This window comes from Desulfobotulus sapovorans DSM 2055 (assembly GCF_059569355.1).
In genome coordinates this window covers 16,023-35,859 of sequence record NZ_JCANVJ010000027.1, presented here as the reverse complement: position 1 = coordinate 35,859, position 19,837 = coordinate 16,023, and the positions used below count along the sequence as shown (strand labels likewise).

22 protein-coding genes are annotated in these 19,837 nt (G+C 49.5%); 17 read left to right on the top strand and 5 right to left on the bottom strand.

The annotated features are described in order from the left end of the window. Nucleotides 1-21: 21 nt before the first annotated feature. The 5 genes from BR04_RS14650 (at nucleotide 22) to BR04_RS14630 (ending at nucleotide 5,697) form a co-directional block, all read left to right on the top strand. The gene (locus tag BR04_RS14650; RefSeq protein WP_496356772.1) at nucleotides 22-1,149 is read left to right on the top strand and encodes a hypothetical protein; all 1,128 of its coding nucleotides are present in this window, start codon (nucleotides 22-24) and stop codon (nucleotides 1,147-1,149) included. A gap of 281 nt (nucleotides 1,150-1,430) precedes the next feature. Next, nucleotides 1,431-2,750 carry a dissimilatory-type sulfite reductase subunit alpha gene (gene dsrA, locus BR04_RS14645; protein ID WP_496356771.1) on the top strand — a complete coding sequence of 440 codons (1,320 nt, stop codon included), beginning with the start codon at nucleotides 1,431-1,433 and terminating at the stop codon, nucleotides 2,748-2,750. Between the two features lie 18 nt (nucleotides 2,751-2,768). Beyond that, a complete protein-coding gene (gene dsrB / locus BR04_RS14640) occupies nucleotides 2,769-3,917 on the top strand; it encodes a dissimilatory-type sulfite reductase subunit beta (protein ID WP_496356770.1) in 1,149 nt (382 codons plus the stop codon). 77 nt (nucleotides 3,918-3,994) lie between these two features. After that, nucleotides 3,995-4,237 carry a dissimilatory sulfite reductase D family protein gene (locus BR04_RS14635; RefSeq protein ID WP_496356769.1) on the top strand — a complete coding sequence of 81 codons (243 nt, stop codon included), beginning with the start codon at nucleotides 3,995-3,997 and terminating at the stop codon, nucleotides 4,235-4,237. A 41-nt stretch (nucleotides 4,238-4,278) separates the two neighbouring features. Next, complete coding sequence (locus BR04_RS14630) at nucleotides 4,279-5,697, top strand: cobyrinic acid a,c-diamide synthase CobB (RefSeq protein ID WP_496356768.1); 1,419 nt, start codon at nucleotides 4,279-4,281, stop codon at nucleotides 5,695-5,697. Nucleotides 5,698-5,827: 130 nt separating this feature from the next. Here the strand turns inward: BR04_RS14630 and BR04_RS14625 are convergent, their stop codons facing one another. The 4 genes from BR04_RS14625 to sfsA all read right to left on the bottom strand — a co-directional run bounded on the left by BR04_RS14625 (nucleotide 5,828) and on the right by sfsA (nucleotide 8,197). Next, nucleotides 5,828-6,310 carry a cytochrome c3 family protein gene (locus BR04_RS14625; RefSeq protein ID WP_496356767.1) on the bottom strand — a complete coding sequence of 161 codons (483 nt, stop codon included), beginning with the start codon at nucleotides 6,308-6,310 and terminating at the stop codon, nucleotides 5,828-5,830. 62 nt (nucleotides 6,311-6,372) lie between these two features. After that, nucleotides 6,373-7,122, bottom strand: a complete 750-nt coding sequence (gene tatC, locus BR04_RS14620) for a twin-arginine translocase subunit TatC (protein WP_496356766.1) — start codon at nucleotides 7,120-7,122, stop codon at nucleotides 6,373-6,375. After that, a complete protein-coding gene (locus BR04_RS14615; RefSeq protein ID WP_496356765.1) occupies nucleotides 7,112-7,348 on the bottom strand; it encodes a twin-arginine translocase TatA/TatE family subunit in 237 nt (78 codons plus the stop codon). Before BR04_RS14615 ends, tatC begins: the two co-directional genes overlap by 11 nt. Nucleotides 7,349-7,468: 120 nt before the next feature. Next, a complete protein-coding gene (gene sfsA, locus BR04_RS14610; RefSeq protein ID WP_496356764.1) occupies nucleotides 7,469-8,197 on the bottom strand; it encodes a DNA/RNA nuclease SfsA in 729 nt (242 codons plus the stop codon). Between the two features lie 89 nt (nucleotides 8,198-8,286). Here sfsA and BR04_RS14605 point away from each other — a divergent pair, with 89 nt between their 5' ends. The 4 genes from BR04_RS14605 to BR04_RS14590 all read left to right on the top strand — a co-directional run bounded on the left by BR04_RS14605 (nucleotide 8,287) and on the right by BR04_RS14590 (nucleotide 11,038). Next, complete coding sequence (locus tag BR04_RS14605; protein ID WP_496356763.1) at nucleotides 8,287-8,742, top strand: NfeD family protein; 456 nt, start codon at nucleotides 8,287-8,289, stop codon at nucleotides 8,740-8,742. Nucleotides 8,743-8,755: 13 nt separating this feature from the next. Further along, nucleotides 8,756-9,739, top strand: coding sequence for an SPFH domain-containing protein (locus BR04_RS14600; protein ID WP_496356762.1), 984 nt, complete (start codon nucleotides 8,756-8,758; stop codon nucleotides 9,737-9,739). Between the two features lie 10 nt (nucleotides 9,740-9,749). Next, nucleotides 9,750-10,565: a sugar phosphate isomerase/epimerase family protein gene (locus BR04_RS14595; RefSeq protein ID WP_496356761.1), complete on the top strand. Its 816-nt coding sequence runs from the start codon at nucleotides 9,750-9,752 to the stop codon at nucleotides 10,563-10,565. A gap of 149 nt (nucleotides 10,566-10,714) precedes the next feature. Continuing rightward, a complete protein-coding gene (locus tag BR04_RS14590) occupies nucleotides 10,715-11,038 on the top strand; it encodes a hypothetical protein (RefSeq protein WP_496356760.1) in 324 nt (107 codons plus the stop codon). A gap of 441 nt (nucleotides 11,039-11,479) precedes the next feature. Here the strand turns inward: BR04_RS14590 and BR04_RS14585 are convergent, their stop codons facing one another. After that, nucleotides 11,480-13,114 carry a YcaO-like family protein gene (locus BR04_RS14585; protein WP_496356759.1) on the bottom strand — a complete coding sequence of 545 codons (1,635 nt, stop codon included), beginning with the start codon at nucleotides 13,112-13,114 and terminating at the stop codon, nucleotides 11,480-11,482. A gap of 66 nt (nucleotides 13,115-13,180) precedes the next feature. On the opposite strand from BR04_RS14585, the gene BR04_RS14580 reads away from it, so the two are divergent. The 8 genes from BR04_RS14580 (at nucleotide 13,181) to BR04_RS14545 (ending at nucleotide 19,756) form a co-directional block, all read left to right on the top strand. Continuing rightward, nucleotides 13,181-13,441, top strand: a complete 261-nt coding sequence (locus BR04_RS14580) for a hypothetical protein (protein WP_496356758.1) — start codon at nucleotides 13,181-13,183, stop codon at nucleotides 13,439-13,441. A 149-nt stretch (nucleotides 13,442-13,590) separates the two neighbouring features. Continuing rightward, complete coding sequence (locus BR04_RS14575) at nucleotides 13,591-14,187, top strand: RsbRD N-terminal domain-containing protein (protein ID WP_496356757.1); 597 nt, start codon at nucleotides 13,591-13,593, stop codon at nucleotides 14,185-14,187. A 255-nt stretch (nucleotides 14,188-14,442) separates the two neighbouring features. Then, nucleotides 14,443-15,435, top strand: a complete 993-nt coding sequence (gene dsrM, locus BR04_RS14570) for a sulfate reduction electron transfer complex DsrMKJOP subunit DsrM (RefSeq protein WP_496356756.1) — start codon at nucleotides 14,443-14,445, stop codon at nucleotides 15,433-15,435. Nucleotides 15,436-15,438: 3 nt separating this feature from the next. Next, nucleotides 15,439-17,043, top strand: coding sequence for a sulfate reduction electron transfer complex DsrMKJOP subunit DsrK (dsrK, locus tag BR04_RS14565; protein WP_496356755.1), 1,605 nt, complete (start codon nucleotides 15,439-15,441; stop codon nucleotides 17,041-17,043). Nucleotides 17,044-17,046: 3 nt separating this feature from the next. After that, complete coding sequence (gene dsrJ / locus BR04_RS14560) at nucleotides 17,047-17,451, top strand: sulfate reduction electron transfer complex DsrMKJOP subunit DsrJ (protein WP_496356754.1); 405 nt, start codon at nucleotides 17,047-17,049, stop codon at nucleotides 17,449-17,451. Beyond that, the gene (dsrO, locus tag BR04_RS14555) at nucleotides 17,451-18,275 is read left to right on the top strand and encodes a sulfate reduction electron transfer complex DsrMKJOP subunit DsrO (protein WP_496356753.1); all 825 of its coding nucleotides are present in this window, start codon (nucleotides 17,451-17,453) and stop codon (nucleotides 18,273-18,275) included. Before dsrJ ends, dsrO begins: the two co-directional genes overlap by 1 nt. Before the next feature lie 7 nt (nucleotides 18,276-18,282). Further along, on the top strand, nucleotides 18,283-19,431 hold the full coding sequence (gene dsrP / locus BR04_RS14550; protein WP_496356752.1) for a sulfate reduction electron transfer complex DsrMKJOP subunit DsrP: 1,149 nt from the start codon (nucleotides 18,283-18,285) through the stop codon (nucleotides 19,429-19,431). A 169-nt stretch (nucleotides 19,432-19,600) separates the two neighbouring features. Further along, nucleotides 19,601-19,756, top strand: coding sequence for a rubredoxin (locus tag BR04_RS14545; RefSeq protein ID WP_496356751.1), 156 nt, complete (start codon nucleotides 19,601-19,603; stop codon nucleotides 19,754-19,756). Nucleotides 19,757-19,837 lie beyond the last annotated feature (81 nt).

The window sequence follows — 19,837 nt, the reverse complement described above, 5'->3', positions numbered from 1 at the left end:
ACACACATTTATGGAATTTTCATGCCCACATATCACTATGGTATTTCCGGCGTTGCCTACAGTCTTTCTTTGGAAAATCCTCTTTTTACCCATCCGTTACCGCAAAACAGGCATTTTCAGGTATCCGGGAAAAGCATGGAATGTGGTGTGTTTCTGGAAGGTGTTGGCCGTTTTCTTGATGCGCACTGTGATCGCTTGGCTTCCATATATGGGGAGGAGATAGATTCTGTTCAGGTTGTGCTTGAAAAACATGGGGCTTTTTACCACCCCTGTCGGGTGGTAGTGAACGGACATCAGGGAGCCCCCCTTGTGGTAAATGGTGCAGTCACGGAGACTGCTGTGAAGACCCTGCAGGGGGAGGTGGCGGCTTTGCAGGTTTTATGGAATAAGGGACTTCGGGATATTCCCCATGTTTATTTTTCAGCGGAAACAAGGCTTTCCGGTGAGCAGAGGGCCTCTTTTTTTGTCGCTCCTTGGTTTGAAGGTTTTTGTGAGTTTCACTGGTCAAAGGTGGAAACTGTTCCGCAGATTCTTATTTGGAAGGATGGGGGAGAGCGCTGTATTCTCGACAAAAAAGAAGTGGAAGCCCTTTTTTACAAAATAGCGGTGATCCTTACCCGTGCTTATGATGTGGATCACTTTACCCAGATTTTCCCTTGGCACCATGCTGCCGGTGATTTTGTCGTTTTTCGGGAAAACGGAGAGATTGATGTCCGCCTGATTACCGTACGTCAGTATGGAAATCTTTATTCTCTTGATCCCCATTCCGCAGATTTAAGAGACAAGCTGGATGGTCTTCTTTATTTTTTCTGGAATATGCTGCTGCGTATGCGTCTTGATAGACTGGATGGTGTTGGAGAACTTTTTTTTGCTCCTGACGATATTGTTTTTCCATCCATTTCCGGGTTTTTGAAAGGCCTTACCGAAAAAGCGGATACGCGGGAAGATATTGCCATGCTGGTACAGGCCTTTCCAGAAATCATCAGAGCTATGGGAAGGGAGGGGGTTTTGGATGCGACTAGAGAAGTGATTGAGGCATACAATTCAAACGCACCGGAACTTCCAATAATTTATGAAAATCTGAAAGCACATTCAGATCTGGTTTTTCAATTTTTTTCGGACAGAAAAGAAGCTTCTGAGTGCTTTTGAGAATGAGATACACAATATGAAGAAGTAAAAAAAACATCAAACGCCAGATAGAGGGTTTAGCCTTGATATTTTGATAAATAACATTTGTTGCTTTTTTTAAAAAAGCCCTTTTTTATTGACAATGAAGCCATCACGTCCTATATGATCCATCTTTGAATAGACAGAATATATCGTTGTTTGAAAGTTAAGAGAAACATTTGCTTAATCATGTTTCATATTTATGGTGAGTTCCCCCCTGGCCAAACGCCAGGATTGTAAATCTTTCACATGGAGGTAAGGCAATGGCAAAACACGAAACTCCGTTGTTGGACCAGCTGGAGTCTGGCCCTTGGCCGAGCTTCGTCTCCGACATGAAGCTTGAAGCTGAGGTTCGTGCCAAGAACGAGGCGGGCATTGAATTTCAGATTCCGGTAGATGTCGTTGATGACCTGCTGGGTGTTCTGGAACTTTCTTATGTACACGGTCGGACCCACTGGAAACACGGGGGTATCGTTGGTGTATTCGGTTATGGTGGTGGGGTTATCGGTCGTTATTGCGATCAGCCGGAAATGTTCCCCGGCGTTGCCCATTTCCATACCGTCCGCGTGGCACAGCCTTCTGGTAAATATTACAAAGCCGATTATCTGCGTCAGCTCATGGATATCTGGCAGATGCGCGGTTCCGGTATGACCAACATGCACGGTTCCACAGGCGACATTGTTTTCCTGGGTACCCGTACGGAGCAGCTGGAAGAAATTTTCTATGAACTGACCCACAATCTCAACACAGACCTTGGTGGCTCCGGCTCCAACCTGCGTACGCCTGCAGACTGCATCGGTTCTTCCCGTTGCGAATTTGCCTGCTACGACACCAACGCCCTGTGTCATTTCCTCACCAATCAGTATCAGGACGAACTTCACCGTCCCGCCTTCCCCTACAAGTTCAAGTTCAAGTTTGACGGTTGCCCCAATGGTTGCGTTGCCTCCATTGCCCGTTCTGACATGAGCTTTATCGGTACCTGGAAGGACGATATCCGCATTGATCAGGAAGCAGTTCAGGCGTATATCGGCGGTGAGATTGCTCCCAACGGTGGTGCTTTCAAAGGCCGTGACTGGGGTGCCTTCGATATTCAGAAGGAAGTGATTGGTCTTTGCCCCACCCAGTGTATGTGGATGGAAGGCAAGGAGCTGAAAATAGATAATAAAGAGTGCAATCGCTGCATGCACTGCATCAACGCCATGCCCCGCGCCCTGCGTATTGGTCAGGAGACCGGTCTTTCCATCCTTGTCGGTGCCAAGGCTCCCATCCTGGATGGTCAGCAGATGGGTTCCCTCCTGGTTCCCTTTGTTGAAGTCAATCCCGAAGATGACTACTCCGCAGTTACGGAAGTCATTGAGTCCATTTGGGATTGGTGGATGGAAGAAGGCAAGAACCGTGAGCGCCTTGGTGAACTTATCCGTCGTGCTGGTTTCCAGAAAATGCTGGAAGTTACCGGTATTGCGGCCGATCCCCGCCACGTCAGCGAACCCCGCAGCAACCCCTATATCTTCTGGAGAGAAGACGAAGTACCCGGTGGCTGGGAGCGTGACGTCAAAGAATTCAGAAAACATCACAAGCGCTAAGAAGGGGAGGGTTATTCCATGGCTTTTGTATCCTCTGGCTACAATCCGAATGCTCCGCTGGAAAATCGGATTACCGATATCGGTCCGCGGCACTTTGAAGAATTTTATCCCCCGGTCATCAAGGCCAACAAGGGGAAATGGCTGTATCATGAAATCCTTGAACCCGGTGTTCTGGTACACGTTGCCGAAAGCGGTGATGAAGTGTATACGGTTCGCTGCGGTGGTGCCCGTCTCATGTCCGGTACCCTGATCCGGGAGATCTGTGACATTGCAGACAAACACTGCGATGGCTATCTGCGTTTCACCACCCGTAATAACATCGAGTTCATGGTGGATTCCAAGGATAAGGTTGAAGCTCTCAAGGCTGACCTGAAAGACCGCAAGTTTGCCGGCGGTTCCTTCAAATTCCCCATCGGTGGTACGGGCGCAGGGATTTCCAATATTGTTCATACCCAGGGCTGGATTCACTGCCATACCCCTGCCACGGATGCTTCCGGTACCGTGAAGGCGACCATGGATGAAATTTTCAGTGATTTCCAGGATATGCGTCTTCCTGCCAAACTGCGTATCGCCATGGCCTGCTGCCTGAACATGTGCGGTGCCGTTCACTGCTCTGACATCGCCATCCTCGGTTACCACAGAAAACCGCCGATGATCGACCACGAGTATCTGGACAAGCAGTGTGAAATTCCCCTGGCCATTGCTTCCTGCCCCACGGCGGCCATCAAGCCTGCGAAGCATGAGCTTCCCGACGGCACCAAGGTGAATACCGTTGCCGTTAACAACGAGCGTTGCATGTACTGCGGGAACTGCTACACGATGTGTCCTTCTCTGCCTCTGGCAGACACTGAAGGGGACGGTATCGTTCTTATGGTGGGTGGTAAGATTTCCAACCGTATCAACCCCCCCAAATTCTCCAAGGTTGTTGTGGCCTTCATTGAAAACGAAATTCCCCGCTGGCCAACAATGACCAGCACAATCCGCCGTATCGTAGAAGCCTATGCCAAGGACGCCAGAAAATACGAGCGTATGGGCGACTGGGCGGAACGTATTGGCTGGGAGCGTTTCTTTGAGAAGTGTGAGATTGAGTTTACGCACCACCTGATCGATGATTTCCGCGATCATGCATACTACACCTGGCGGCAGAGCACCCAGTTCAAGTTTTAAGAACTGAGTTTTTGGCTTGAAAGGCGGCCGGTACCTTTAAGGTGCCGGCCCAAACTTTTTTCGAATGGAGGCGTACCATGGCTCTTCCGGACAATGCAAAAGAGATGGTTTTGGAGTATATTGAAAGCAAATCCAAATCCAAATCCAAGTTTTACCTGAAAGATTTTTACACAATTTTTCCCGAAGAAGGCCCCCGGACCGTGAAGAACTTCATCAACAAAATGGTGGGTGAAGGCATTCTCGAATACTGGTCCTCCGGTTCTTCCACCATGATCGGCCTGAAAGGTGCTGGCAAGCAGGCTGGCGCTGAAGGCGAATAACCGTAAAAATTATCTGCTTTCTGAACGGAGCACCAGGTTTCATGCGCTATGATATCCCCCGCGTTGCGGTTGCCGCCCTAAGGGGAGGGTCGGGCAAAACCATCCTTTCCATCGGTCTTGCAGCCGCCTGGAGTCAGACGGGCAAAGTGGTTGCTCCTTTTAAGAAAGGTCCGGATTATATTGATGCCGGCTGGCTGGCTTTTGCCACCGGTCGGCATTGCTATAATCTGGATACCTATCTTTGTGACCCCCATGTGGTTCGCAGGTCTTTTTTTCGGTATGCCCAGGGTTCGGATATTGCTCTGATTGAAGGCAATCGGGGACTTTATGATGGTATTGATCTGGAAGGAAATACCTCCACAGCGGATATTGCCAAGCTGGTAGATGCCCCTGTCCTTCTTTGTCTTGATGTCACCAAAAGTACCCGTACCATGGCTGCCCTGGTTCTGGGGTGCCTTCATTTTGACCCGGATGTCCGGATCTGTGGCGTTATTCTGAACCGTGTGGCAGGTACCCGTCATGCGGGGATTCTGACAAAGGCCATCGAATATCATACCGGTGTTCCTGTTCTGGGAGCCATTCCCAAGCTCAGGGAGCAGGATTTTCCGGAACGGCATATGGGCCTTGTTCCCAGTCAGGAACATGGATGGGCCTCCCACTCCATCCGCACGGCAGCTGCTGTGGTGAAGGAACATGTGGATCTGGAGCGTCTTTTCAGCCTGTCGCAACCGACCGCAGTTTCTCCCCCATATGAAGGGAAAGCCGATTCCGATTCTGTTTTGGAAAAGTCCGGACACGTTGTAAAAATCGGTTTTCTCCGGGATGCGGCCTTTCAGTTTTATTATCCCGAAAATCTTGAAGCCCTTGAAGAAGCCGGGGCTGTTCTGGTTCCCATCAACAGTCTGGAAGATACAAAACTTCCGGAGATTGATGCACTGTACATAGGGGGAGGTTTTCCGGAAACCCATGCCGCAGCACTGGTTGGAAACTCTGGATTGCGGGAAGATATCCGCAGGGCAGCCCATGGTGGGCTTCCGATTTATGCGGAGTGCGGGGGGCTGATGTACCTTGGTGAGGCCCTGGTTTTGGATGGCAGCACCTATCCCATGTGTGGTGTTTTTCCTGTACGTTTTGGCTTTAGCGAAAAACCCCAAGGCCATGGTTATGTGCGTGTAAAGGTTACGGGAGAGAATCCTTTTTTCCCCCAGGGGCTTTCTCTTCGGGGGCATGAGTTTCGGTATTCCCGTGTGGAGTTTATAGAAGAAAACGTGCCTTCCGCCTTTTCCATGAACAGGGGGGTGGGGATTGCAAAGGGGCAGGATGGTCTGGTTTTTCGCAATACCTTAGCAGCATATACCCACATTCATGCCATGGGGACACCGGAATGGGCACCTGCCATGGTAGCCCGTGCTCGTGCTTTTCGCTCTTCCCGGAAAGATCTTTCTGACAGTCTGCTGTAAGCAGGTCGACAGTCCAACAAAAAAGGCAGAACACATTTTTCAGTGTCCTGCCTTTTAGGGTCTACACGATCTGATCCCCCTTTTTCCCCTTTTTCCCCTCAGAATCGTGTCAAGGTTTTATCGCTTACCGTCACTTATCTTCTTTTGCATGACACTGGTTGCACATTACAGGCGTCCGGCTACGATCTCCCGTCTTTTTATTGACGTCCCTGTGACAGCCGATGCAGTTTTCATGAATGGCTTCGGCATGATAGGCAAGGCGTTCCTGCTTGGAGAGCTTGGGAGTTCCCTTTCCCTTGGGCCGTTCACCCGGAATGCTGTGACATGCTGCGCAGGATTGTACGGAATCTCCCATCTTAAGATCCAGAGCCTGTCCCTTATCGTCATGATGACAGTCACCGCAGGAAAGACCGTAGTCTTCGGTGTGTTTTTTGTGGGTGAAAGAGACAATGGAGCGCTGATGACTTTCATAGATGGGATTTTTCATTTCTACCACATCGCTGACGCTGGTTTTTCCAGGGCCAGAAGCAGCCAGTGCCAGGGCTGTTGTGCAGAGCAGAACAGCAGATCCGAGAAGCGTTTTGATAAAACCTTTTTGTCCTTGTGGATTCATAAAGAACCTCCATTGTGGGGTGGGAAAAACAGGAAGAAACTGGCGGGGGGGCCAGCCTTTTCCTAGGATAAACCAGTATCCGGATCGGAGGGATCCAGGTTCTTTTTATGAAAGGCGCGTGCTCCGAGAATACTGATTTCGTAGAGCAGTACAAGGGGAATGGCCATCATGATCTGGGTGATGACATCCGGTGGCGTCAGGATTGCTGCAAGAGTAAAAAAGATAAGAAGGGCATATTTTCTGTTTTTTGCCAGAAATACCGGGGTAACAAGCCCCATTTTTGCCATACCCGTCAGGACAAGGGGCATTTCAAAGACAAGACCAAAGGCCAAAAGCATCTTACTGGCAAAGGCAAGGTACTCCTTCATGGAGGGAAGGGCCTGGATGGATTCTGTGGCAAAGCCCAGGAAAAAACGAAAGCCCCAGGGAAAAACAACGAAATAAGCAAACAGGGCACCGCTGATAAAAAATACACCGGAAAGAAAGATAATGGGAACAAGCAGTTTTTTTTCTTTTTGATAAAGCCCGGGAGAGACAAAGAGCCAGAACTCTGTAAGAAGATAAGGGAATGCAAGAAAAAAGCCACCTAAAAGGGCAACTTTCAGGTAAGTGAAAAAGGCTTCGGGCAGACCGGTAAAGATAAGGGTTCCTGTTCCCATGGCTTCCTGAAGGGGAGCCACAAGAATCAAAAAAAGTACTTCTTTGAATCCGTAACAGAGCAGAAAACCAATGGCAATGGCAATCAGGCAGCGGATCAGTCGTTTGCGGAGCTCTGTCAGGTGATCCATGAGGGAGAGGGAGTCATCCTGCATGGCGATCTTCTTTATTCTTTGTTTCTTCCGGAGCCTTGAGATTTTTAGATGCCTCCGGAGTGCTGGTTTCTGCGTTCAGAGCCTCTTTAAAATCTTTGGAAGCGGTTTTGAATTCGCCAAAGGCTTTTCCCAGGGAGCGGGCAAGATCCGGCAGTTTTTTGGGGCCGATGACAATCAGTGCCAAGGCCAGGATGAGAAGTATTTCCGGCATGCCCATACCAAACATAAAGCCTCCCTTTTTCATAAAAAAATACGGCCTTTGCCGCATTTATTCTGCGCATACATCTAGCTTTTCCCGACTTTTCTGTCAAGGAAAGGCCAGATTCCATTCGGGAAAAAGGGAGCTTCAGGTCTGATCTTTTCCTGGATAAACCGGTAAGGCCCCATGGATACGGATACCTTCCAGATCCATGCGGACATCATAGCAAATAATTTCAACACCTTTGATATGGGCTTCCCGTAAGGAACGGCTATAGGCAGCATCTATTTCCTCTGCGGGTCGGAAGCCCCTGGCATCCTCCCGTTGTACCAGAAAGAACACCACAGCCCTGTTTCCCTTTTCCACCAGCAAAGCCAGTTCTTCCATATGTTTTTTTCCCCGTGAGGTTATGGCATCGGGAAAGGCGGCAAGGCCTTCAAAAATTTGGGTGCAGTTTTTGATTTCCACAAAGCAGTCTTTTTTTTCAGACCCGGAAAGGCGGATATCCATGCGGGCATTTTGGGTGGAGACTTCCCTTTCGAGTTTTTCATAACCTGAAAGTTCAGGAATCTGTCCGGCTTTGATGGCAAGGGAGACAAGGGTATTGGGGATCTGGGTATGTACCCCCACAAGACTTTCTTCCATTTGGATCAGATACCAGGTATGGGCCAGTTTTCTTTTCGGGCCTGGCTGAAAGGCTACCCAGACAGGCCGTCCTGGTGTACTGCAATGGGTCATGGCCCCGGAATTGGCGCAGTGTGCGGTTATGGTTTCACCATTTTCCAGCAGAATATCCGCAAGAAAGCGCTTGTAGCGTCGCAGGAGGGTTCCCTGGATCAGGGGAGGCCAGAGGATGAGATTTTTTGTGGCAGGCATGATGAGACTTTCCGGTATAGGGGCTTCATGGTAAAGTTTGTTTTCTGATTTTTAATACGATAGCGGATCATAAAGAGCAAGGAGGGGAGATGGCTGCATTTGAACCCTGGCATTTATGGGTGCTTCTGGGGATAGCCCTGGTATTGGGGGAGATGTTTACTCCGGCTTTTTTCCTGGCCTGTTTCGGTGCTGGTGCCTTTGCCGTTGCCCTTGTTTCTCTTCTGGGAGTCGGGCTGATTTCTCAGCTTTTTATCTTTTCTCTTACCAGTTTTGTTTTTGTGTTTACCATCCGTCCCCTGCTTTTGCGTTTTTCTTCAGAAAAAGCAAAAAAGGTGCGCACGGGTGTTCATGCCCTTACGGGAGAAAAAGCTCTGGTCCTGGAAGCCTTTGGTGGTGCTGTCAGTCATGGACGGGTAAAGGTTCGTGGAGAAGTATGGCGGGCAAGGGGAGGGGACGGGGCTTTTTTTTCCGAGGGGGATCTTGTGGTCATAGAATCCGTCAGTGGCGTTACCCTTGTGGTGCGTGCTGTCCATCAAACTCAATAAGGAGAAATATCCTATGGAACCTTTGCTGATCATTGTCGGTCTCCTGGCGTTTTTTGTCGTTGTCTTTGCCATTAAGGGACTCAAGATTATCCAGCAGGCAGAAACCATGATAGTGGAACGTCTGGGTCGTTTTAACCGGGTGCTGGACAGTGGTATCAACATCCTCTGGCCCTTTCTGGATCAGCCCCGTCAGATTCACTGGCGTTATGTCACCCAGGATGCTTCCGGAGAAAGACGTGTGACTATCACCAAGCTGACGGATCGCATTGATCTCCGGGAGACGGTTTATGATTTTCCAAGGCAAAATGTGATTACCAAAGACAACGTGACCATGGAAATTGATGCTCTCTTGTATTTTCAGGTCACCGATGCCATCCGGGCTGTGTATGAGGTGGCCAACCTGCCCCAGGCCATTGAAAAACTTACCCAGACCACCCTTCGAAACGTGGTGGGAGAAATGGATTTTGATGAATGTCTGGCTTCCCGTGAAATTATCAACACCAAACTGCGTAGTATCCTTGATGATGCGACGGACAAGTGGGGAGTCAAGGTGACCCGTGTGGAACTTCAGGATATCACTCCTCCTGCGGAAGTGCAGGAAGCCATGGAAAAGCAGATGCGGGCAGAAAGGGACAGAAGAGCGGCGATTCTCAAGGCGGAAGGAGAAAAGCGAGCTGCCATTCTGGAAGCGGAAGGAGAAAAGGAAGCGGCCATTAACCGGGCCGAAGGGGAAAAAAGGGCCACCATTCTTGAGGCTGAGGGGGAGGCTGAGGCCCGGTATAAAATCGCATCTGCCGAAGCCATGGCCATCATGAAGCTTGTGGAAGCTTTCAGGGACAGGCCCGGAGATCCGGCCACCTATCTCATTGCCGTGCGTTACATTGAGGCCTTGAAGGAAATGGCTGAAGGCAAGGAAAACAAGATTATCTATCTCCCGTATGAGGCCAGTAACTTCCTGGGTTCTCTGGGGGGAATACGGGACATGTTCAAAGGATAGGGGAAACGTCGTGAACGTATCAGAGATTATCGCTATACCCGAAAAAATCCGGGGGAAGATACAGGTCAACCTGCCCTTTCGGATGCGGGATCTTTATATGGAAAGTTTTCTTGCCCTGGGCTTGAATCCGGAAATCGGCATTGATGCCGAAACATTGGACACTGTGGGGATGGAAGATTTCAAGGCCGTTGCCAGGGCTTTTCAAAAGAAAGGGCGACGCATCACCCTGCACGGGCCTTTCATGGATCTTTCCCCCGGTTCACCGGATGCTGCTATTCGAAGGGTTTCCATGGAAAGAATGCAGCAGTTTCTGGACGTGCTTCCCATATTTGAACCTGTTTCCGTGGTGTGTCATGGCGGGTGGGAAAGCCGTCGTTATGACTGGATTCAGGATGACTGGTATGCACGATCTGCGGTTTTCTGGCGGGAAGTGGGAAGAGGCGTGCGGAAAAGACGTGCCCAGCTTTTTCTGGAGAATGTGTACGAGGAGAAACCTGAAGATCTGTTGAAACTTCTGGAAAATCTTCGTTCTGAAGAAGTTGGCTTCTGTCTGGATACCGGGCATACCCAAGCCTTTGGAAGCACCCCTCTTTCCCGTTGGATTGCCGTTCTGGGTGACTTTATTGGTGAAATTCATCTTCATGACAATGATGGGAAACGTGATGCCCACTTGCCGCCAGGTCAGGGAAAAATTGATTTTTCAGCTTTAAAAAGAAGGTTATATCAAAAAACAGCGCTTCCCATTCTTACCCTGGAGCCCCATGAAGAAACAGCCTTTTTTCCTTCCCTGAACTGGATCGCCAGGGAACTGGGAGAGTTGTTCTGATTTTTTTTGAGGATTCATGGTGAGAAAATGCTCTGATACGGGTCAACAGGTATCAGGAGGACTCTCGGTGTCAGGCAGTGGCAAAGGCGTGACACCGAGTAGCAGCACATGAATTGAGGTCTGGGTACAGGAAGGGCCATTTTTTAACGATGCTGTCTGTCGTTTTTATGGCCAGCCTGATCCCGGCCTTTTTTTGTGTGATCGGTATCCGGTTTACCCCAAATCCTTTAATTGTTTTCGGAAAATCCAAGAAAAACAACAGCAATGATTTTTTAACAAGGGGATGCATTTTCAGGAAAGAGATAGAACTATTTTCTTCGGCTTTCTTGGCATGTGCATATCCTGTTGAAAAACAGATTCTCTTGAATCTGCCTTCGGGTAGAGGGATATATTTTTTGTTAAATGAGAGTTTAACCCAAGTTCGTCAAAATAGTGACCATACTCCTGAAGGCTTAGGCTCTGTTGACATTTGATCAGATAGCAAGCCAGTTCAGATAGTTAGCAATAGTCTAGCTCGACCACACAAATAAACATAACTTATTGCAATCAATGACTATTAATGAAATTTAAAAAACGAAATGTCAACAGAGCCTAGTTTAAACGGCTGAAAAGTGAATATGTAGTACCCATAAAAAATCACTTCGTTTGATTTTATTGGGTTTTCAGAAAAAAAATGACGAACTTGGGTTAAAAAGAAAGCAAGCTCGTTTTTTGGGAGATGCTTTGTTCAAAACATATCGATAATATCCCTGTTATCAAGGAAACCTCCTCATACCGCAGGAGCTTCTATGGCTGAGATCTTAACGGACAAAAAACTGTTCATTATTTTGTGGGTTATGAACAGTGAGGCTGAACAGAATTTTCCCCAAGCCTTTTGGATGCTTTTTTGAACTGTTTCCGTTGAAAAAAGTGCTTCAGGTATTTTTGTTGAAAAGGTGTTGGTAACGAGTGAAAAGTCTTTGGTTAATGGTTGAAAACCTGTCGAAATCTCCCAGAATTTCAAGACCCGGTATTATACTTCGAACCACGGGAATTCGGAGATCTGTTCTTGTGAGGGGGACATGAATGGGGCTGTATCCATTGGCAAGGAGGCAGTGTTCAATGCGTTTCAGGTCTGCCGCTGGATTGTCTGTTGAAAAGTCTGGAAGATTTTCCAGATTCCGCAGAGGCATCCGGGAGTCGGGTTTTTGGCTTGGAGGACCGGGTAAGGGCCAGGGAGTTTCCGTGAGTGCGGAGAGCAGGGCTTTTTTGCCACAAAGATGGGCACCCGTCCCCCGGATTACCTCCCCCCCTTTCCCCACGACAAGGCAACGATAGGCCGGAATACCAAATTCCGTGGTGATGTCTTCAAAAAAAGGATAAATACTCTCCTGTTCATAACATTGCAGAAGGGCATGCACTTCCGGGGTGCTGGAGTGAATTCTGAAGCAGTTTTTTGGAGTATGGGGCATGGTGGCTTCCGCATCCCTTTCCAGTACCTCCAGAAGAGCGGCAAGGCGTGCGCCTTCTTCGGAAGCGCCTGCAGCCAGTCCAGTGGATCCCAGGGCTGTGAACAGTTGAGATTCGGGCAGGTTTGCAAAGAGAAGAACACACTGCACAGGCACAAGACAGTTTTCTGTACCTGAGGATGTTATCCGTTCTCCGGGCATCCACCAGAGGGCGGTATCCGGCATGGGAGCTTCCAGGAGGAGAGTATTGGGGTTCAGGGCGGCAATTCCCTTTTTTTTAAGTTCTGAGAGGGAGGCTTTCTGAATGGGGGTTTTTCTGAGGCGTAGGGAAATTTCTCCGGAATGGACTCCGCCAAAGGCGGTGATCCTTTCAGCGGCTTCCATAAGACAGGCAACCCGGGCCTGTTCCAGGGAAAGGCCCCTGCCGTAACTGGTCTGTGTACCCGTAAGGCGATGCGTGTATCCTGGAACGGAGACTTCCCGGTCAAGATCCCATTCCCGCAAAAGGGCGATAGGGCTCAGTGAGGCTTTATGGCGTTTTTCTGAACCAATAGGGATATTTTGATCGTTCATGCGTTCCATGGCAGCATAAAAAACGTCCATGGGACTGGGAAGAGGAGGACAGGGTATGGAAAGGATGGGGATTTTTTCAATGGGAACAGGCATCTCAGGGAGTTTGGGGCCGGTAAGTAACGTTTTGTGCAGTTCTTGAATTTCTTTATGTTCTGGAATATGGAGATTGAAAATATTCTTGTGAAGGATCTGGATCCATCTGTGTTTTTCCGGATCCATAGGGATACGCATGTAAGCCAGGGGGGATTGACCCTCGGCTGCGGATGTTTCGGGAGAATCCGGTATTCCTGCGGCTTTTCGGGCTTCTTTCAGGGCATAAAGGAAAAAATCAGACGTGCTGATGCGGGATTGCTTATTTGCCTCTTCATCCAGAATTTTTTCGAGAAGAAAAGACCGTAAAAATACGTCTTCAGGATGGGCTGTACATAAAAGAAGCAGATCCGGAAGCGAGGGTTCGGGCTGGGGGACAGGACGGAAATATCCTGTGGCACTGTGTGTCTTTTTGTGCATCATTGAAAAATGAATCATTTTAAAGTCCTTTTTTTATGTGCTTAATTATTATTTTAGATATATTTCCGAAGAATGAAGGTCTGAATGACGGACATTTTATTTTTTGATGGCAGCAGAGGGAATTCCGTTTTTTATGGGCATATCATTTCGGGCTTTTTTCGAAAAGCGAATCCTTTTTTCTGTGTTCTTGGTGTACAGGAAGCTGAGTTTTTAGATGGGGTCTCCGCTATAAGGGCTTCTGTTGGGGGGGAAACATTGATTTTTTTGGAAAATACGAACGGAAGGGAAGGAGCCTTTTCTTTTTTTCAATATGTAGTGGGTTTTGTCATAAAAAATCTTTTATGATGTGTTTTGTATCCGTTTGGGGATAACTCCTTATTTTTGTTTTATTCTTGACATATAAAGGATGCTTCGAGTATAAGTCGCCATTCTATGATGAGTCATTCAGGAACTGCTTGCTGGAAACTGAGTATCAGGGTTAAGGATAGATAAACATGAATTTCAAAGCCTTGCTGGGGCATTGCAGTGACAGGATTGCAGAGCGCTGGCTGGATCTTGTGGTGAAAACCTATCCCGCAAAAAGAAGCCAGTCTTTCTTTTTAAATGAAAAGGATCCCTTTGCCAATCCTGTGGGCCATACCTTGAGAACCTCTCTTTTTGAGGTCATGGAAGGCTTGATTGAGGGCCTTGGGGAGGATGTTCTCGAAGCCCGTCTGGATCCCATCATTCGTATCCGTGCCGTTCAGGAGTTTACGGCAAAGGAAGCCCTTACCTTTATTTTTTATCTTAAGGATCTTGCACGGGAAGCCGTGAAGGCAAGCGGGGCAGGAGACACGGATTCTGCTCTTTTTTATGCGTTTGATAAACGTGTAGATGATCTTGCCATCCTGGGGTTCACTCTCTATATGCGTTGTCGGGAGCAGATATGGTCTTTCAAGTCCCGGCATGTCATGGAAAGAAGCATCAATCTGCTGGAAAAGGCAGATATGCTTAAGGAAGTGGAATCCCTCGGTGTGGATATTCTTCCCCAGCGTCTTTATCGGAAAATACAGCGGGATGCCGCAGCGAAGAAAGAAACTATCATCCAGTAGCAAGGGGATGAAAAACGCCAGTGTATGCAAAAAAAGCTGTGGGTATAAGGCATCTGTAAAAATCCGGAGACGGGTGGGTAAGGGACGTAGCCCCCACGATCCGGGTTGTTGCAGAGAGTCATGTCTATAGGGTTTAAGGGCAGCACAAGTCTGGTTGCGGAGGATCAGCGCCAGAACTGTGGTGTCGGCAGAATCAATTTTGGACCGGAGGCGACTCCGGATCGGTGCTTTTTGCCGAAGAGAGAGGTAGTGTCCATGAATCAACACCTGCTTTATTCCCTTGCGGCGGTAGTGGTTCTCGGTTTCATCGGCTATGTCGGTGGAAGCGGACTTCCCTATTTTTTTGGGGTGGTCATACCCTATGCCGCCATGCTGCTGTTTTTTGCAGGGTTTGCCATGCGGATGCTGGGCTGGGTGAAATCCCCGGTTCCCTTCCGCATTCCGACCACCTGCGGGCAGCAGCAATCCTTTTCCTGGATCCAGCACTCCAAGTACGATAACCCCTCGGATACCAAGGGCGTTTTTGTTCGCATGCTGCTGGAAATTTTCCTGTTCCGTTCTCTGTTCCGCAACACGCGAAACGAGATCCGGGAAGGAAAAATCACCTATAACCTGGAAATCTGGCTCTGGCTTTTTGGCCTTGTTTTCCACTACAGCTTTCTGGTTGTGCTGGTAAGGCATCTGCGTTTTTTCCTGGAGCCTCTGCCTGCCGTTCTGAAGGTTGTAGAAACCCTGGACGGTATTCTGCAGATCGGCCTTCCGGGCATCATGCTTTCCGGCTTCATGCTGCTGGGTGCGGCCCTGTTCCTGTTTGCACGCCGTCTTCTTGTGCCTCAGGTGCATTACATTTCCCTCATGGCGGACTATTTCCCCCTGCTGCTCATTGCGGCCATTGCAGGTACGGGAATTTCTCTGCGCTACTTTACCAAGGTGGATATTTTCACCGTGAAGCAGATGACCATGAGCCTTGCCACCTTCAGTCCCGTGGTTCCTGAAGGCGTTGGGGGGCTTTTCTATGCCCACCTGTTTATGGTCTGTGTGCTGTTTGCTTATTTCCCCTTCTCGAAACTTATGCACTCCGGTGGTATTTTCTTAAGTCCCACACGGAACCTGGCCAACAACAGCCGGGCCGTGCGTCATATCAACCCCTGGAATCCCAAGCTGAAGTTCGTGACCTATGCGGATTATGAGGACGAATTCAGAGAGAAGATGATCGAGGCCGGTCTGCCGGTGGAAAAGAAGGAGTAAACCATGGTCGATATTCCCAAAGCGGATGAGCTGCTCCAGATCGACAGGACGCCGGCCAAGGAGTTCTGGATGGATGTGCCGCCGGATCTGTCTGAAGGCCGATTCTGTTATCCGGCAAAACCCAAGAATCTGGAATATTTAGGGCTTCCCAATGCCCGTGAGTGGAGTCCTTCGGATGAGGACTGGAAACTGCCCGCAGACTGGCAGAAAATTGTCCATGAAGGTTTCAAGGAGAGACTGGACAAGTACCGCTCCCTGAAGGTGTTCATGGATATCTGTGTCCGCTGCGGTGCCTGTGCGGACAAGTGTCATTTTTACATCGGTTCCGGTGATCCCAAAAACATGCCCGTCCTGCGTGCGGAACTGCTGCGCTCCATTTACCGCAATGACTTCACCATGGCGGGAAAGATCCTTGGCCGTATGGCCGGTGCCAGAAAACTGACGCCCCAGGTGATCAAGGAGTGGTTCAGTTATTTCTATCAGTGCACGGAATGCCGTCGTTGTTCCGTATACTGTCCCTACGGCATTGACACGGCAGAAATCACCATGATGGGCCGTGAGCTTCTGAACCTTCTGGGTCTGAACATCAACTGGATCAAGGAGCCTGTAGCCAACTGCTCCCGTACCGGTAACCACCTCGGCATCCAGCCCCAGAACATGGTGGAGATCATCGATTTCTTCTGTGATGACATTGAAGAGATCACCGGGGTTCGGCCGAACCCCACCTTTAACCGGAAAGGCGCTGAAGTCCTTTTCATCACGCCTTCCGGTGACGCCTTCGCAGATCCCGGAACCTATACCTATATGGGGTATCTGATGCTGTTTGAGGCCATTGGTCTCGATTATACCATCAGCACCTATGCCTCTGAGGGCGGGAATTTCGGTCTCTTCACCTCCGCAGACATGATGAAGAAGATCAATGCCAAAATGTACCATGAAGCCGAACGTCTGGGCGTGAAGTGGATTCTTGGGGGCGAATGCGGTCACATGTGGCGCGTGATCAACCAGTACATGGATACCATGAACGGTCCGGCCAACTTCCTTGAGGTACCGAGGTCTCCGATTACGGGGACGGTGTTCAAGAATGCCGCTTCCACCAAGATGGTGCATATCGCGGAATTCACCGCAGACCTCATCCGTCATGGCAAGCTGAACCTGAAGCCCAGTCGGAACGATCATCTGAAGGTGACCTACCACGATTCCTGCAACCCGGCGAGGGCCATGGGGCTTCTGGATGAACCCCGTTATGTCCTGAAAAATGTGTGTAACAATTTCTATGAAATGCCCGAAAACACCATTCGGGAACAGACCTTCTGCTGCGGCTCCGGATCTGGTCTCAACACCGAAGAAATCATGGAAATCCGCATGCGTGGCGGCCTGCCCCGTGCCAATGCCGTGAAGCATGTCCATGACAAATACGGCGTGAACATGCTCTCCTGTGTCTGCGCCATTGACCGTGCGGTGCTGCCTCCGCTGATGGATTACTGGGTTCCGGGTGTTTCGGTTACGGGCTTGCATGAACTGGTCGGTAACGCCCTGGTTCTCGATGGGGAACATGAAAGGGAAACCAACCTTCGTTTTGAACCCTTAGAAAATGCGGAGGGGTAGCAGATGAATGACAAAATCAAAGTCCTTGTGGGACTTCTTGTTTTTGCCGCGCTCATTGCGGCCCCGTTCTGGCTGAATGCCGGAAAGCCCTCCGGCCCTGCGCCGGAAGTGGTGATTGCGGATGCGGCCAAAAAGGCGGGAACCTGTGTGGAATCCAAGGAGTGGATGGCCGCCAATCACATGATTCTTCTCGATACCTGGCGGGATACGGTGGTACGTGAAGGCAAGCGGATCTATGTGAATGAAAACGGAAAGGAATTCAATATGAGCCTTTCTTCCGGAGAAAATTCCTGCCTGGGATGTCATACCTCTACCGCAGAATTCTGTGACCGTTGCCACAATTATGCCGGGGTGGATACGCCTTATTGCTGGGATTGCCACATCGACCCGACAAAGGAGAACAAGTGATGAAGGAAAGCAGACGCAAGTTTCTGAAGATCGCCGGTGTATCGGCCATCGGTATCGGAACGGGTTCTGTGCTGAATGCCTTTGCTTCTTCGGCTCCGAAGGTGGAAGAGGCTGTGGCGGATACAGCCGTCGAAGTCGCAGATCCCAAGTTTAAAAAAAGGCCGGAATCCCTGAGAGCAGGGCACTGGGGCATGGTCATTGATACCCGTAAGATTGACGAGGCAATGGCCGCCAGGATTCAGGAGGTGTGCCATAAGATCCACAACGTACCGAGCTTTGAAGGCCGTCCGGATCTGAAAAAGCAGGAGTTGAAGTGGGTCTGGGCTTCGGAGTACAAGCATGTGTTTCCCATGCAGGAAAACCATTATCTTTCCGATAAGCTGAAAAAAGCCCCTATTCTGGCTCTGTGCAACCACTGTGAAAATCCTCCCTGTGTACAGGCCTGCCCCACCAAGGCTACCTTTCAGCGGGAAGACGGTATTGTTCTGATGGATTTTCACCGCTGCATCGGTTGTCGTTTCTGCATGGCTGCCTGTCCTTATGGTTCACGAAGCTTCAATTTCCGGGATCCCAAGCCCTATATCGCAGAGATGGATCCCATGTTCCCCCACCGCATGAAGGGCGTTGTGGAAAAATGCAACTTCTGTGCGGAGCGCCTTGCCAGAGGGCAGGCTCCTGCTTGTGTGGAAGTCTCCAAGGGGGCCATCGTTTTTGGAGATCTGACGGATCCCAACTCCGATGTCCGTAAGGCTCTGAAGGCCAACACCACCATCCGACGGAAGCCGAGCCTCGGCACCGGCCCTTCCGTCTACTACATTGTGTGAGGTGACCATGCTGGAAAAAGCGATCAAAGGAAGCAGCAAGTACTGGATATGGATCGCCTCCCTTCTGCTTGTCATCGGGGTGGCGCTGTTGTGCTGGATGAAGCAGCTTGACTATGGTCTGGGCATTACCGGCATGAGCCGGGACGTGACCTGGGGCTTCTATATTGCCCAGTTTACCTTTCTTGTGGGGGTTGCCGCAGGGGGGGTGATGCTGGTACTTCCCTATTATCTTCATGATTACAAGGCCTTTGGCAGAATCACCGTTCTCGGTGAGTTCCTGGCCATCGCCTCCATCGTTATGTGTCTGCTTTTTATCATTGCAGACATGGGCTTTCCCTCACGTCTTCTCAACGTGATCTGGCATGCCAGTCCGGATTCCATGCTTTTCTGGGACATGATTGTTCTGAACGGCTATCTTTTTCTGAACATCCTTGTGGGCTGGAACGTACTGGAAGCGGAGCGCAACGGCGTACATGCCAAAAAGTGGGTAAAAATTCTGGCTCTTATCTCCATCCCCTGGGCCTTCGGCATCCATACCGTTACGGCCTACCTGTACTGTGGTCTGCCTGGAAGGGGTTTCTGGCTTTCCGCCATCATTGCTCCCCGCTTCCTGGCCTCCGCCTTTGCGGCAGGACCGGCCTTCCTCATTATCCTGGCCACCATTGTGAAAAAGACCACCAACTTTGATCCGGGCGAAAAGGCGCTGAGAACGCTTTCCAAGATTGTCTGCTATGCCCTGATTGCTAACGTGTTCTTCTTCCTCTGTGAAGTCTTTGTGGTCTTCTACAGCCAGAATCCGGAGCACATGGATCACTTTGCCTATCTCTTCTGGGGGAAAGGCAACCTTGTGCCTTTTATGTGGACTTCCATGATTCTCATGGTGACGGGGATTGTGCTGCTGCTTATTCCCAAAATCAGAAACAACCTCTCCCTTCTGCCCTGGATCTGCGGTATTGTCTTTATCGGTACCTGGCTGGACAAGGGACTTGGTTTCGTGACGGGCGGTTTTGTTCCCAACCCCCTGCATGAATATACCGAGTATGCCCCTACAGCCCTGGAGCTTGTCATCAGCCTTGGGGTTTTTGCTGCAGGTTTTCTGGTTCTGACCCTGCTTTTCAAGATGGTGGTAGGGGTTAAGGAGGAAGTGGGGGCTTGACTCTTTTACCTGAGCAGACCCTTTTTCCAATTTTGATTTAGAGATTTATGTGAATTTAAAAGAGAGAACCGTTCTTATTCTGGCGGTTCTCTCTTTTTATTTTCGGTTCGCTTGTATCAGGCTTTATCCTGTGCCAGAATAGGCAAAAACTCACATAAAGGAGGATGAAATGGATAAATATGAGTGTCCCTGTGGCTATGTGTATGATCCTGAAAAAGGGGATCCTGACAATGGTATTCCTGCTGGTACAGCCTTTGAGGATCTTCCTGATGATTGGCTTTGCCCTGTCTGCGATTCTGAAAAAGAGTTTTTTGAAAAGGTATAACAGGTTCTTTTCTGTGTCTTTGCGATGCAGGGAAAAAAGGAAGGGAGGCATCCGGTTGGCCCCTCCCTTTTTTTATATTAT